A 14,429-nucleotide genomic window follows, 5' to 3' on the forward strand; every position below is an offset into this window, starting at 1 on the left:
ATAATTCGCTAAAAATCTTTTGATTTTTAGCGGAGTTATAATGCATAAACTTTTCGAAAAAAATATAAAATTTTTCTATAACAACCTTCCGGAATATTACAATTTAATTAAAAACATAAAATCAAAAAATTACAAAATAATTAATGATAATATCGTAAATATTTACACACAAGAAAAAATCTATCCAAACTCAATTATAGAAGATTCAAAAAAAATAGCAAATACACCTACCCACAATAATTTATGGGAACGAAAATTTGCCGTAATTAATCCAATACACTGGAATGAAAACGAATTCCCACATACAGGCAAAGCGATAAATGAACTAATTAAAAAAGCTAAAAACTTTCCTTCTTACAATAATAAAGGATTTTATTTTGACAAAGATTTTTTACCTTCTACGGCAATTTTTGGCTTATTATCAGGAAAACATTTAGATCTGCTGGTAAAAAACTACTCATTTCATTCCTTGTTTGTATATGAACCTAATCCGGAATTTTTTGCAATTAGTTTGTATTTTGTAGATTATAAGTATATTTATAAAAAACTTGGCCAAAGATTTTTTTTATGGGTTAACGGCACACTGGATTATTATGCCATTGAAAAATTTTTTTACGAAAGAATTGTCACTTCAAGTTTTTTAAATCTTATTTACACATCTTACAGCCATCCTTTAATTTCAGATGCGAAAGAAAAGTTTGAACAAATAAGAATATCCAAATTCAGAGGCTGGGGAACCTTTGAAGATGAAAAAAAAGGTGTAGAAAACCATTTTAAGAATATTAACAAATTTCCAATATTTACATCACCAAAAAAACTAAATATTCCATTTTGCATAGTTGCTAACGGAAAAAGTTTGGAAAAAAACTTACCATTTATTAAAAAAAATCAAAACTCAATGATTATTATAAGTGTTGGAACCGCAATTAATCCTTTGTTAACTGAAGGAATTCAAAGCGATTTTCACATCGAACAGGAAAGAATAGATCTACTAAAAGAAATTTTAAAAGAACCTCTAAAAAAATATCAAGGCTATTTCTTAGGTGCAAGTGTCGTAAACCCGGAAGTATTTAAATATGCCAAAAAGCCGTTAATATATGTAAGAGAAGGATTTACGCTGGCTGATAAAAATATTTTAATAGGTTCATCACCAATAGTCGGAAATAGCGGCTTTGCATTTGCAAGTATGTTCACTGATGAAATATATTTATGTGGAATGGATTTGGGATTTAGATTGAATGAAAGAAAACATACAAAAAACAGCTATTACGACAATAAAGACGATATAGCCAAATCAGGAATTAAAATTAAAGGAAATTTCAGTAACGACATTTATACTGATTCACTGCTTCTCTCATCCAAAAGAAAAATAGAAAATATGATCAAAGCTTTAAATTTAAAAGTTTATAATTTAAGCGATGGAGCTTATATTGAGTATAGCACACCTCTTAAAGACAAAACTCTTCCAAAAATAAACAAAAATAACTATATCAAAGATATTGTATCAACTTTCTCTTTTTCCAAAGAACAAAACATTCCTTTAAATTTTATATCTGTTTTAAAACAAGTGGAATCTTCTTTAAAACATAAAACAAACAATTTAAAAGAAATAACCGGAGTAATAGATTTTTTAGAAGACGTATTAAAATCCAATAACAACCCGGAAATTAAAATATTAAAAGGTAGTATGTTTCATTATCTGTTTAATATTTATATCTTATCCCATAAACTATCAAAAAAAGATTTTACAATATTATTGGATTCAATAAAAATTTCTTCTTTTTTTCCAAAAAACTTAACACCTAAATAATTGATTATTTTTTTTACATTTTCGCAATTCATTTTCCAATTTATATAATATGTCTTCAGCATTTAAAGTTGAAGGAAATATTGTTTTTACAACAAATGTGCATTTTATATTTTTTACTATACTAAATTCAAAATTTTCTAAAGCTTTCATAATATATTTTGCTTTTTCACACGCTTTTTTTTCAGTTTCTTTTAAGATAATTACAAATGTTCCACCCTTAATTCTTGCAAAAATTTCATCTTGACTTAAAATAGACTTAATACAAGAAACAAGTTCCAATAGAGTTATATCACCAAACTGATGTCCGTAAAATCTATTGATGTTTTTAAAACTATTTATATCAAACATAATAATAGAAAAGTGTTCATTATTTTTTAATTTCTTTTCTATATTTTCTATTGCACTTTCCTTGTTAAATATTCCGGTTAATCTATCGCAAAACAGATAATAATCGTTATGTTTTCTGTTTTTCAACTCCCTTAATTCATAAATAAGAGTATAAATCCAAAGCATGATAATTATTATGAAACTTATAAAAATTAGAAAATAAAAAAGTATTTCATTTGATGTCAAAAATAACTTAGTATTTGTAGTAATATATTTTTCATAAATTTTTTGTTTTTCTTTATAATTAATTTTATCTATTGCATCGTTTATTTTGGGTAGTAAATATTCATACTTCTTGGAAAGCATAAAACGAACTTGAAAATCGATAGGAATTTGACCAGAAATTTTTAAATTATTAAATTCATATTTATTTATTTTATAAGCTATTACCGGCAAAATATCAATTGCTCCAAAAACATCTCCTTCTTTTACCATTTTCAAAGCTTCATCTGTATCTTTTACATAAACATATTGCATATATGGATATTCTTTTAGCATTAATTTTGCTGCCGTAAAATTTTTACCAACAGCTATTTTTTTATTTTTTAAATATTCTATATCAAAAATAAATCCGATATTATTTTTTGTAGCAATTACTAAAGGATATTTCACATATGGCTTTGAAAAAACCGAATAAATCATTCTGTCATCAGTTTTATCAGTGCTGACGGTTAAAGCGGCTTTTGAATTTTTTATTTCATCTAAAACTTCATTCCAGTTTTCCATAATTTTAAATGTATAATTAATATCGGCTTTTTTAGCAACCAGTCTCCAAAAATCTATTCCTATCCCTTCTAACCTGTTATTTTTTATCATATTAAAAGGTTCCCATTTATAGGTTGTTACAACTACAATTTTTTCATTTGCATAAACAACACAAAAAAATAATATCATGATTGTAATGTTTATAATCCGAAAAATTTTTTAATCCTTTTGTAATCATAAGTATTTATAAGATTATCTCTCTCACACCATCCTCTTCTAGCCTGATATAACCCGTATTTGTAATCATTTTTAAAATTACTTAATAAAAACATACAATTTTTCTCAACGGCTTTTTTTATCAATACGTCACTCAAATCCAAATATATAGGATTTGAATTAATCTCTAAAACTTTTTTATTTTCTCTGGCCTCTTCAAAAACCAAATCCCAATCAATATCAACTTCATCTTTTTTTAATACCTCTCTTAAACTGGGTCTTAATAAAATTTTAAGTATAGGATTTTGTAATGCTTTAATATATCTTTTAGTTTGGGTTTCTTTATCAAGACTATATTCACTCATAATTCCTGTTACCAAATCAATCGAATCAAAAATTTTGTCATTCGGAATATTGCCACTCTTATCAATAACAACGTTAACAGCCGTAATTATTTTGATTTCGCTTTTTAGCGCTTTTGTATGGTTTAAAAGTTCAACTGAATTTGATATATCTAAATTTAAGATAATATACTCAAAATTATGTTTAGCGGCAGTCAATACTGCGTTATTTATATCATTTATGCTTTTTACATATTCAAAAACACCTTTTAAATCATTGTATTCAATAAGTTTAGGAAGTTTTTTCATTTTTGCCGCTTCTATTTCCCCTCTGTTTTCTCTGAGTTCCGGTTGCACATATTCGAGCCCCACGCTTTTATATACATCCTCTTCTTTTAATGAAGCGATTCTTTCATTACCCCTGTATACGCCGTATTCATTTATTTTAAGACCTTTTTGAATAGCCAATTTTCTTATTTCGATATTGTGAGCTTTAGAACCGGTAAAATAATGAAGCGCCGCACCATAACTCTCTTTAGCAACTGCCCTTAAATCAACCTGTAAGTCATTTTCCAAAAAAACGGTTGATCGTGTAAGCCCTTTGGAATATATTTCCTTAACTTTATGAAATTTAACAAAATAATCACTCACTTTAGGATAATCTTTAGCAATTACCAAAATATCCAAATCACCGACACTCTCTTTTTTTCTTCTAAAACTTCCGGCAATATCCACTATTTCGACATCATCAAAATCTTCAAGATAGTTTTTCAATTCATAAGCAATATCTTCGACATCCGCCCATAAAAATCTAATCCCCGCTTTTTTAAGTTGTTTAACGCCTTTTAAAATTTTTTCAATTAATTTAGGTCCAAATCCCGGGAGTTTTTCAAGCTCACCGCTAAATGCATACTTTTTAAGATCTTCCATATTTTTAATACCGAAATTTTCATAAAGCATTTTTACTCTTTTAGGACCCAAACCTTCTATGCTTAAAAGTTCTACAACCCCCTCTGGAATCTCTTTTTGAAGTTCTTCTAATTTATGAAATTTTCCGGTATTAACTATCTCTTTTATATATTCGCTTAAATCATGTCCAATTCCCGGCAGTTTAGTTAAATCAAAACCTTCTTTTACCAATTTATAAAAATCTTTTGCGGAATTTTCCAAAATCCTTGCCGCATTTCTGTAAGCTCTGACTTTAAAAGGATTTTCACCCTTTATTTCCAACAAATCAGCCGTTTTTGCCAACATGTCAGCTATTTGTTTATTGGTTATCATTATTAAATTCCTCTAATTTTTTAATTATATCGTCTCTAAAAGGGAGTATTAAAATTTTCTGTTTGCTTGTTTCACCTTTTATTTGGATATCGCTTTTTGCTGTTTTAAACTCTTTACTAATAAATTTAATCAATTCTTTATTTGCCGCTCCCTCAACGGCCGGTGCTTTTATATTTATCTTCAGACTATCCGCATATTTTCCGGCAATTTTATTTTTCGAAGAATTAGGCTGGGCTTTGACTTTTAAATATATTTTTCCATTTTTTACCTCAAACATTTCACTCCTTTTTTTTATTTTATCATATTAGGTGTTATAATTTAAAAAACTTAAAAGGAAACCGAATGAAAAAGCTACTTGTATTATTGTCCTTAAGTATAATTTTAAACGCAGGTATATTTACCCAAAAATTATCTGAATGCTTTGTAAATAATACATCATCAAGTGACAGGATATTACTTGCAAAATGGATGTTTGTAGTTTTATCACAATATCCCGAATTAAAAAATCTCTCAAAAGTTACCCCGCAAGTAGTAGATGATTACAATAAACAAGTAGCGGGGCTTTTTAAAAGGCTCTTGACAAAAGATTGCAAAAAAGAAGCTTCCGAAGTTTTAAAATACGAACCTGGCGGAATGACGAAAAGTTTTAATGTATTAGGAAAAATTGCCGCTGCCGAAATTATGCTAAATAAAAATGTCCTAAAAGCGGTAAAAGGATACAGCAAATATATTGATATGGATAAAATTATTCAACAATTAAAGAAATAATATTATTTATATCCACTCTGTTTTTTATCGACGTTGGTCGTGCACTTTTTAAATTTTCTTTTATTTCATTAATTTCACAAATCACAATTCCTTCAACCTCATTATATAAAGCTTTTTGATTAAAAACATACTTTCCGCTTATTATAGGTTTATTAAAGTATGCAGCTTCAATAGGATTATGTCCTCCCACATTATCAACAAAACTTCCGCCTAAAATTACAATATCGCATACTGCATATAAATTAACAAGTTCTCCCATTTTATCCATTAAAATCAAATTTCCATTTAATTTACATTGTTTATTTTCATTACATATATCACTTATTCTTTCCACTTTTCCGTAATTTTCCATAATTTTATGCACTTCGTCAAATCTTTCCGGGTGTCTTGGAACCACAACAACCTGAAACTCATCAAGAGGCAATTGATCCAATATAGCCTTTTCCTCATTTGCATGTGTAGAAGCAACTACAATTAAAGGTTTGTTTTTAATATACTTAGTCGTTATTTTAGGATTAAAATATGTTTTGATATTACCTACAACTTTTACATTTTTTGCACCCAGAGTTATGAGTCTCTTTTTATCTGTATCACTTTGAGCCAAAACCAGATCTATATTTTCAAATATTTTTTTATAGAACCACCTGAATTTTAAATATTTGGGATAACTTTTCTCACTGATTCTTGCATTTAATAAAATTGTTTTTTCACATCTTTTTTTTGCTATAAAAAAAAGCATATACCATAGTTCCGCTTCCATAACTATTAACGCGTTGCATGGTTTTATCCAAAATGGCAAAAATATTTCATATGGTAAAAATCTAACATCAGCATTTTTATATTTTAAAGCTTCTTCATACCCGGTGTTGGTTATGACGCTTAAATTTATCTTTTCAAATTGTTCCATTACTGGTTTTAATGCTTTCGTTTCACCGAGCGAACATGAATGAAACCAATATCTCTTTTCCTTAAAAGGAGGATTTTTGTATAAAAAAAATCTTGCAGGTATGGATTTTTTATATTTTGATTTAAAAGTTAGAATAAGTAAAAAAGGAAGAGAAATTAAATATAAAAATAACGATAGAATATAATAAAAGGCAAAAAACACTTTTATTCTTCGTTTACTTTATCTTCATCTTCTATATATAAAACTCTACCGCAGTGTGGACAAGTTACGATTTCTTCACCCTTAATAACTTCTGAGAATATTTTGTCATTTATTTTCATATTACAACCTGTGCATGCCTGTTTTTTAACAGGTGTTACAGCTGTGATTCCAGCCCATCTTTTAATTTTTTCGTAAAAGGCATAAATTTTAGGGCTCATTTTTTTAATTAATTCTTCTTTTGCTTTATAAATTTCTTCTTTCTGTTTTTCGACTGTTTCAAGTTTCTTTGCCACATCCATACTCAGTATCGTAATTTCAGCCTCTATTTTCTCTATTTCTTCTTGGATTGATTTTTTTTCTTCTTCTTTTAATTCAAGCTGTTTTTCAAATTTTGCAATTTCTTCATTTGCAACCTCAATCTGTTCGCGTGCAAGTTCCTCTTCTATTTGAAGTGCTTTAAACTCTTTTTCGCTTTTTACTTTAGACTGCTTTTCTTCTATATTTTGAAGTTTTTCTTTAAGTTCAGCTATTAATAATTCGTTTTTACCTCTTTTAAGTTTAATGTTTTTAATTTCCTCTTCTAATTTTTCAAGTCTCTCTTCTAACAAATTCTTTTGATTTTCAAGTTTAAGTAAAGGAGCTTTTATCCCAGCTTCTACAGGTTCAAGTTCTTTAAGTTTTCTTTCAAGCCTATTTAACTCTATCAACTGCTCAAGAAATTTATTCATTTCATGCCTTTTTTAAGTGGAATTATAACATAAATAAGTATGTAAGTTGTGAAGTAGATAAGTAGTGAAAATTTAAGTAAATATAACTTAACTACTAATCCACTTACTAAATTTTCTGCTTAATTGCTTAATACAGAAAAAGGATTTTTTGAATTTGTTTTAATAATTTCAACTTCTAAATCTTTAATATCCTTAAATAAAACTTCTACAAAAAACTTTTCACTTTCAAAATGCCCTATATCCATAAGAGATATTCCTCTGATTTTGGCATCCATGGCTTCGTGATATTTTATATCACCGGTTAAAAACAGATCAGCTTTAACAAAAGGCAAAAGTGACATTCCGGCACCTGTTGTTAATGCTACATTTTTAATAAAATCTTTACATTTCACGACTTTTAGACACTCTATTTGAAATTTTTCTTTTACAAGTTTTGCAAATTCATCAAAAGGCTTATTAACCTCAGCCGTATAAATAAAATCAAAACTTTCACCTCTAAGTCCCAAAATTTCTTCTGCCACATATTTGTTTAAATGGGTTTTGTCAAAATTTGTATGCATTGCTATAAAAGAGATATTTTTTTGTATAAGCTTTATCAAAAGTTTCGTCGAAAAAGAAGTTGGCACAACGTTTTTAAGAGGTTTAAATATCAGAGGATGGTGTGCTATTATTAACGAATTTTCATCCGCATTCTCAATTATATCCTCATCCAAATCAAGCGTTAAATAAACCTTCTTAATATCATTATCAAAACTCCCTACTAAAAGACCGCTGTTATCCCATTCTTCCTGTAACTCAAAAGGGCTTATTTCATTTAAAAAATCATAAATTTTTTTTAACTTCATACTATTCCTTTTCCACTTTTACGTATATTGTTTTATTAAAAGTTTTCGAATCGGTCTGCATAAAAACTTCTATTTTATGAATGCCTGGTTTTTCAAAAACATAATTAAATTCTTTGATTTTTTTATCAACAATATCATATGTATTATTGTCAAATGTTATTTTTAAACTTTTTATTTTATCACTCTCAAAGTTATAATCAAATGTTAGCACTACTTCCAGTGGTGCGTTTCCAAATCTTGGCAATACATCTATTTTTAAATATTCGTTAACGGATTTTGTTATGTTTACATCGGTATCTGTTTTTTCCGTTGTAAAGCTTGAATCTTCCATCTGATATACGAATACATTATATTTGCCGCCAACAACAATATATTCATTATCCGATACAATATCAATAATATCAACCGGTTTTATGTTATATGTTTGTGTAATTTTATATTTTGAAAAATATTCATAAACATAAATTTTAGAACCATTTGTTATATAAATCTTTTCATCATTGACAAAAACTGATTTAATCTTTTCATATCCTAAATCAATTGTCTGAACTTTCTTTCCATTTAAATTATAAATATATACTTTACCATTCGCAAAAATCAAAAATTTCGAATCATTGACAAATAATATTTTTTTTATTTTCATACCGGATTGTATTTGAATTTTAAAAGAACGATCAAAATTATTAAAATCTTTAATGTAAATACCATCACGAGTAGCTATTAATATATAATCACCATATTCTGTGCTTTTAAAATCAACTGATTCTATGTTAGGAATTTTTTCTTTTTTTATGAAATTAAAATCAAAAACATCATAAATCTCTATATATTCATTTTTAATTAAATATAAATATTTATTAAAGAAAAAATTTTTATAATTACCCACAATTTTTTTTAACAAATTAAAATTTCTGTCATAAATTTTAACACCATCAAATTTATTTAAAACAATAATCTTTTCCGCATCATCACATAACTTCGCTTTAATGATATTATCAATATGTTTTTTAATTGTTTTTTCAGTCAATAAGCTGTAAAAATAAATATTCTTTATCGTTGCATATAAAAGTGTCTTTTTCTGAAAATCAATTGTTTTAAGAGAGTTTGTAGAAGTTGAATAAATTAATTTTAAAGAGTTGGCAAAAAGAAAAGAAGCAAATATTAAAAAAAACACCCCCTTTTTCATCTTAATCTCCTTTATTTTTCATCTATTCCTACATATGTTTCCGCGACACCTTTTGCAAGTTCTCTTATTTTTAAGATATAGTTTTGTCTCTCAGTCTGGGAAATCGCTTTTCTTGCATCAAGCACGTTGAATATGTGAGAAGCTAAAATCGTATAATCGTAAGCCGGAAGAGGAAGTTTTGCTTCAAGGCATCTTTTCGCTTCTGCCCTTGCGTCTTCAAACCACCTAAAAAGCATTTCAACATTTGCCACTTCAAAATTGTATTTGGAAAATTCAAACTCGCTTCTTTTATGCATATCCCCGTAAGTTGTATTTTCATTCCATTTTATGTCATATACATTATCAACGCCCTGCAGATACATTGCAAGTCTTTCCGTTCCGTATGTAATCTCTACAGGCACCGGGAAAGTTTTTAATCCCCCAACCTGCTGGAAATATGTAAACTGGGTGATTTCCATCCCGTCAAGCCATACTTCCCATCCGAGTCCCCACGCACCGAGAGTCGGGCTCTCCCAGTTATCTTCTACGAATCTTACATCATGCTCTTTTAAATTTAGACCTAAAAATTCAAGGCTTTCTAAATACATTTCCTGTATGTTATCCGGACTTGGCTTCATTATCACCTGAAACTGATAATAACTTCCAAGCCTGTTAGGATTCTCCCCGTATCTTCCGTCAGTAGGTCTGCGGCTTGGGGCAACATACGCAACATTCCAAGGCCCTTTGTCAAGACTTCTTAAAAGCGTTGCCGGATGAAACGTCCCTGCCCCACTTGGAAAATCGTAAGGCATTACGATATTACATCCTTTGTTTTTCCAAAATTCCTGAAGTTTTAATAATAAATCACTAAAATACATATTCATCCTTTATTTATCATTTTTTAAGAACACATAATCACCAACATCAGAACTGCAAGCTCTCGCCACTACTTCACATTTTACTTTAAAAAGATAAAACACTTCCCTTGAGCATTCACCAAACAGACATTCAAAATTCCCCATTCCTTTGCTTATTACAAGATCAGCATTATAAAAAAGCTCTTTTGCTTTATCATTTGCGTATTTTAAGTGAAATCCGGGTGTGGGAACACCGCTGTTTACAATATATGCAAAATTTTCAATTTCAAGTCCGGATATATCATTTATAGTAATATCATTTATGACCGGTTTTCCTCTTGTAAAATAGTATATTTCAGATACATAGTTTTTTAATTCTTTTATCAAAATTTCGTCAAAAACATTTTCACCGGCATTATCGGCCAGATACACTATATTTTTTGCTTTTTTTAATTTTTCAATAAAAATGTTGTAATCGTTATGTTTAAAATTAATCTCAAAAATGTTTTTTATTTCCTCTTCAAGATTATATTCCTGATGAACACCTAAATCTATTACATTGCCTGCTACTGCAATTTTACATGCATCAAAAAGCTTTTCTTCCGACTTTTCTAACTTTTGAACAAGCAGTTCTTTAAATTTCAAAGCTTCTTTAATTGCTTCTCTTTTTTCTTTGAAAAAAGGATCGTTAATTTTAGTCGTTTCCGATATAAAATTATATACTTCCGCCGCAATTTCCGGCGGTGTAATGTTTAAATCATATTTACTTAAAATTTTAGCAACTTCCCTTAGTATAAAAGAGGCTGTTTTTTCATCCAAATCCAAACGTTTTGTTAAATTAAGCGTCTGTTTGTAAATACAAACATAACATTCCCTGCTTATATTCATTTAATTCCAAGCTCCCTTTTAATTACAGGTTCATTAAAACCGCATATCCACCTGTTTCCGATTAATATTACAGGCACACCCCTGCAGCCGTGTCTTTCACAATCTTTAGCCGCTTTTGTATCTTTAGAAATATCAATTTTTCTGTATTTGATTTTGTTTTTTCTGAAAAACTGCTCCGCTTTTGTGCACCATACACATCCAGGAGCAGTAAACAAAACAACTCTTTTAGCGCTCATCAACCCTCCTTTAAAAATTATAAACTTTTATATCTATTATCTTCTTCTTACTTCTTTTACTTCCTCTTACTTCTCTTACTTCTCTTGCTTTTACTGCTCTTTTTCATTTTCTTTTTTCAGCACTTTTCCCCACATAAGTTTATATTTTTTCCTGCAAAATTCTAATTCCTGCTGACAAATTTCAAGCTGTTTTTGAAGTCGTTTAATGGTTTCTTGCGAATCTTCATAAACTTCTTGAATTGAATAAATAGAATTTTTCAAAAAATCATTTTCCTCTTTTAATGCATTAATGGTTTCATCTTTACTCATTAAAACTTTTTCATGAAGAGTTAAAAGCATTCCGATTGTTCTTTCGGCAATATCATTATTTTTTTCAATTACTTTTAACTCTTCAACAGGAACAATCGCATTTGCTAAAGATTCTATTTCAATAAAAATAACCCCGTCGTTTTTTTTACATTTTAATTCTTTGTCTTTACATGCCTTAATGACTTCGGATTTACTTTTCCCGCTTAATTTACAAAACTCTTCTAATGTAAGCCAGGTTTGCATCAGTCTATTCTTACTTCTACTTCTTTTGAATCCATCTCAACTTTTTTAGCCCCGGCAACTCTGTCTTCTTCAAGTTTTGCTTTAAGTTCGTCATCATTGTTTGCAAGTATTTGAAGAGCCAAATATGCAGCATTTTTAGCACCTGCTTTACCTACAGCAAGAGTAGCAACAGGCATACCCCCAGGCATTTGAACTGTTGATAGAAGCGCATCAAGCCCATCCATCATTCCTGTAGGCATTGGCACACCAATTACAGGTCTTGTAGTAAGAGAAGCAACCACACCTGCTAAATGAGCCGCCATCCCGGCACCGCATATAAATACCTTACATCCTCTCTCTTCTGCCTCTTTTACATAACTATGTGTTCTATCAGGCGTTCTGTGCGCAGATGTTATGATAAGTTCATAAGGAATTTGAAATTTTTCCAATACTTTTACAGCTTCCCTCATAATTTCATAATCACTCTTACTTCCCATAAGTATTGATATAAACCTCATAATATCTCCTTCATTTATTCTATATAATTATCATCAAGCTGCTTCTTTTTTCCTTCTCTTCACTCTTAAGCCGTTACACGCCGTTTGGACTATATTCAACTTTCTTTCTTAAAAATGAAAGATAAGGCAATTTACAAGGCAATTTTATAGGATTTAAATTCCCGCTATGAACCGCTTCTAAAACTTTTCCGCTTTTTGTTTCAATTTTATTAAATTTCAACATCCACTTTCCGTTTTGCTGCCAAACTTCACCTATATCATTTTTTACAGGTGAAATTTTAGCATTTTTTGGTGCGAGTATTTCAACAACGTCACCCGGGAATGTTTTGTATTTGCACATAAAAGTTTCTTCATCTTCATTAACTATACCACTAACCTGCCATTCCCCGTGAGTGAGGGAAGTTTCCAGGTTTTGCGTATCGTGTCTTTCATAAGGCCTTTTGACAAGATAAGCGTCCGTAAGTCCTCTGTTTTTGGTTGTGAGAATTTCATTTATAAAATATTCTCTATCAAACTCCCTACCTTCATAAAAAGCATCAATCGCTTCCCTGTAAGCTTTTGTAACAACCCCGACATAATAAGGGGCTTTCGTTCTTCCTTCTATTTTTATTGAATCTATTACACCACTTTTAAGAATTTCCGGAATATGTTCTATCAGGCATAAATCTTTCGCATTCATAATATAAGTGCCGTCTTCCGGATATTCTTCAAGTTTAAACATCATACCCGTTTCAGGATTTTCGGCATAAAGCACATAAGGATATCTGCAGTCGTTTGCACAGCTGCCCTTGTTTGGGTTTCTTCCGAACTGAACCGCACTTAAAAGACATCTGCCGCTGTATGCAAAGCACATAGCTCCGTGCACGAACGTTTCTATTTCAATATCAGGAACTTTTTCTTTTATTCTTACAAGGTCTTTTAATGTTGATTCCCTTGCTGCAATTATTCTTTTTACACCTAAATCCCTGTAGGCTTTATAATCCCATGAATTTAAAGCATTTGCCTGGGTTGAGAGGTGAATTTCAACTTCAGGCGCAAGCTCCCTCGCTTTCATCAATACACCCAAAGATGAAATAATCATCGCATCAACGCCTATTTCTTTAAGCTTTAATATATGCTCTTCCACCAAAGGCAGCTGATTTTCAAAAGGAAACGAGTTTACGGTAGCGTATACTTTTACACCCCTGTCATGTGCATACTTTACCGCTTCGGCAAAATTTTCGTAATTAAATTCTTTACCGCTGTGACATCTGAGTGAAAAATGGCTAACCCCGGCATAAACCGCATCCGCCCCGTAAGCAATTGCGATTTTTAATTTTTCAAAATCACCCGCAGGTGAGAGTAACTCAACTTTTTTCATCTACTTTGCTCCTCCAAACTGCGCAATCAACGCTTCTATATCCTCTTCATCCACTAGTTCATCGTTTTCATCCCCAGAAATATGTGTAGCACTTTTAACTCTTTCTTTATCGTCTATTTTACCTTCAAAAAGTCTATTCATATATTTAATTAATGCCCTCATTATATTAATAACTCTTTCTATTTTTTGTCTGTGGATATCCTGATACTGCATAATATCCATCGCCATCATAATTTCATCCTGGGTGGCCTCACCCGATTCAATGGCTTTTTGAACTTTTTCTATCATTTCATTTACTCTGTTTAATTCTTCTTTAAACGTTTTAATATGAGGAAAAGCATTCGATAGTTTTGTAAAAAGTTCTTTTTCGTGTTCTAAAAATTGCAATACATCATTAAGCTCTTCCACAGCATCCATCATAGAAGCTGAAATATTATCCATAATATCGAGTATTTGAGTGGCTTTTTCTTCACTCTCTTTTGTAACCTCATCAAGCTGAGCGACAACTTTATGCTTCTCATCGGCAGGAGGCGGCATTATCTCTTCTTTTTCATTATTATCATCATTAACTTCTTTAAGAGATTCCTCTTTCTTATCCTCTTCAAAATCAATATCATCCAATGAATCTACACCACCGGCCATTAAAGCATCTAATTCTTCCTGCGTCATAGCTCACCTCTTTTTT

General features: G+C 30.0%; 16 protein-coding genes. 2 read left to right on the plus strand and 14 right to left on the minus strand.

Translation table 11 applies throughout. The annotated features are described in order from the left end of the window. Positions 1-40: 40 nt before the first annotated feature. Complete coding sequence (locus ACYQ19_RS03755; protein ID WP_459978083.1) at positions 41-1,810, plus strand: motility associated factor glycosyltransferase family protein; 1,770 nt, start codon at positions 41-43, stop codon at positions 1,808-1,810. Here ACYQ19_RS03755 and ACYQ19_RS03760 read toward each other — a convergent pair. Genes ACYQ19_RS03760 through ACYQ19_RS03770 form a run of 3 tightly spaced genes read right to left on the minus strand, consistent with a single transcriptional unit; the run spans position 1,796 to position 5,017 of the window. Then, a complete protein-coding gene (locus ACYQ19_RS03760; protein WP_459978084.1) occupies positions 1,796-3,091 on the minus strand; it encodes a diguanylate cyclase domain-containing protein in 1,296 nt (431 codons plus the stop codon). The two genes, ACYQ19_RS03755 and ACYQ19_RS03760, sit on opposite strands and share 15 nt — an antisense overlap. An 11-nt stretch (positions 3,092-3,102) precedes the next feature. Next, positions 3,103-4,740 carry a DNA polymerase/3'-5' exonuclease PolX gene (locus ACYQ19_RS03765; protein WP_459978085.1) on the minus strand — a complete coding sequence of 546 codons (1,638 nt, stop codon included), beginning with the start codon at positions 4,738-4,740 and terminating at the stop codon, positions 3,103-3,105. Continuing rightward, a complete protein-coding gene (locus tag ACYQ19_RS03770; protein ID WP_459978086.1) occupies positions 4,727-5,017 on the minus strand; it encodes a DUF167 domain-containing protein in 291 nt (96 codons plus the stop codon). Before ACYQ19_RS03770 ends, ACYQ19_RS03765 begins: the two co-directional genes overlap by 14 nt. A 65-nt stretch (positions 5,018-5,082) precedes the next feature. Between ACYQ19_RS03770 and ACYQ19_RS03775 the strand changes: the two genes are divergently transcribed. Next, the gene (locus ACYQ19_RS03775) at positions 5,083-5,508 is read left to right on the plus strand and encodes a hypothetical protein (protein ID WP_459978087.1); all 426 of its coding nucleotides are present in this window, start codon (positions 5,083-5,085) and stop codon (positions 5,506-5,508) included. On the opposite strand, the gene waaA is transcribed toward ACYQ19_RS03775, so the two are convergent. From waaA to ACYQ19_RS03830, 11 genes are all read right to left on the minus strand, one after another. Then, positions 5,486-6,616 carry a lipid IV(A) 3-deoxy-D-manno-octulosonic acid transferase gene (waaA, locus tag ACYQ19_RS03780; RefSeq protein WP_459978088.1) on the minus strand — a complete coding sequence of 377 codons (1,131 nt, stop codon included), beginning with the start codon at positions 6,614-6,616 and terminating at the stop codon, positions 5,486-5,488. The two genes, ACYQ19_RS03775 and waaA, sit on opposite strands and share 23 nt — an antisense overlap. Positions 6,617-6,618: 2 nt before the next feature. After that, positions 6,619-7,344, minus strand: a complete 726-nt coding sequence (locus ACYQ19_RS03785; RefSeq protein WP_459978089.1) for a zinc ribbon domain-containing protein — start codon at positions 7,342-7,344, stop codon at positions 6,619-6,621. A gap of 119 nt (positions 7,345-7,463) precedes the next feature. After that, positions 7,464-8,189 (minus strand): Nif3-like dinuclear metal center hexameric protein, encoded by a 726-nt coding sequence (locus ACYQ19_RS03790; RefSeq protein ID WP_459978090.1) that lies wholly within the window; start codon positions 8,187-8,189, stop codon positions 7,464-7,466. Between the two features lies 1 nt (position 8,190). Beyond that, positions 8,191-9,375, minus strand: a complete 1,185-nt coding sequence (locus ACYQ19_RS03795; protein WP_459978091.1) for a hypothetical protein — start codon at positions 9,373-9,375, stop codon at positions 8,191-8,193. A gap of 11 nt (positions 9,376-9,386) precedes the next feature. Then, positions 9,387-10,232 carry a glycine--tRNA ligase subunit alpha gene (gene glyQ / locus ACYQ19_RS03800; protein ID WP_459978092.1) on the minus strand — a complete coding sequence of 282 codons (846 nt, stop codon included), beginning with the start codon at positions 10,230-10,232 and terminating at the stop codon, positions 9,387-9,389. 9 nt (positions 10,233-10,241) lie between these two features. Beyond that, positions 10,242-11,099, minus strand: a complete 858-nt coding sequence (locus ACYQ19_RS03805; protein WP_459978093.1) for a damage-control phosphatase ARMT1 family protein — start codon at positions 11,097-11,099, stop codon at positions 10,242-10,244. Continuing rightward, positions 11,096-11,335 (minus strand): glutaredoxin family protein, encoded by a 240-nt coding sequence (locus ACYQ19_RS03810; protein ID WP_459978094.1) that lies wholly within the window; start codon positions 11,333-11,335, stop codon positions 11,096-11,098. The genes ACYQ19_RS03805 and ACYQ19_RS03810 overlap by 4 nt, the downstream gene beginning before the upstream one ends. A gap of 90 nt (positions 11,336-11,425) precedes the next feature. Then, positions 11,426-11,887: a DUF3972 domain-containing protein gene (locus ACYQ19_RS03815; RefSeq protein ID WP_459978095.1), complete on the minus strand. Its 462-nt coding sequence runs from the start codon at positions 11,885-11,887 to the stop codon at positions 11,426-11,428. Continuing rightward, the gene (gene purE / locus ACYQ19_RS03820; protein ID WP_459978096.1) at positions 11,887-12,384 is read right to left on the minus strand and encodes a 5-(carboxyamino)imidazole ribonucleotide mutase; all 498 of its coding nucleotides are present in this window, start codon (positions 12,382-12,384) and stop codon (positions 11,887-11,889) included. The genes ACYQ19_RS03815 and purE overlap by 1 nt, the downstream gene beginning before the upstream one ends. 73 nt (positions 12,385-12,457) lie before the next feature. After that, on the minus strand, positions 12,458-13,744 hold the full coding sequence (locus ACYQ19_RS03825) for a peptidase U32 family protein (RefSeq protein ID WP_459978097.1): 1,287 nt from the start codon (positions 13,742-13,744) through the stop codon (positions 12,458-12,460). Then, positions 13,745-14,413, minus strand: coding sequence for a hypothetical protein (locus tag ACYQ19_RS03830; RefSeq protein WP_459978098.1), 669 nt, complete (start codon positions 14,411-14,413; stop codon positions 13,745-13,747). It abuts the gene before it with no gap. Positions 14,414-14,429: the final 16 nt, after the last annotated feature.

The organism is Nautilia lithotrophica, from assembly GCF_054656815.1.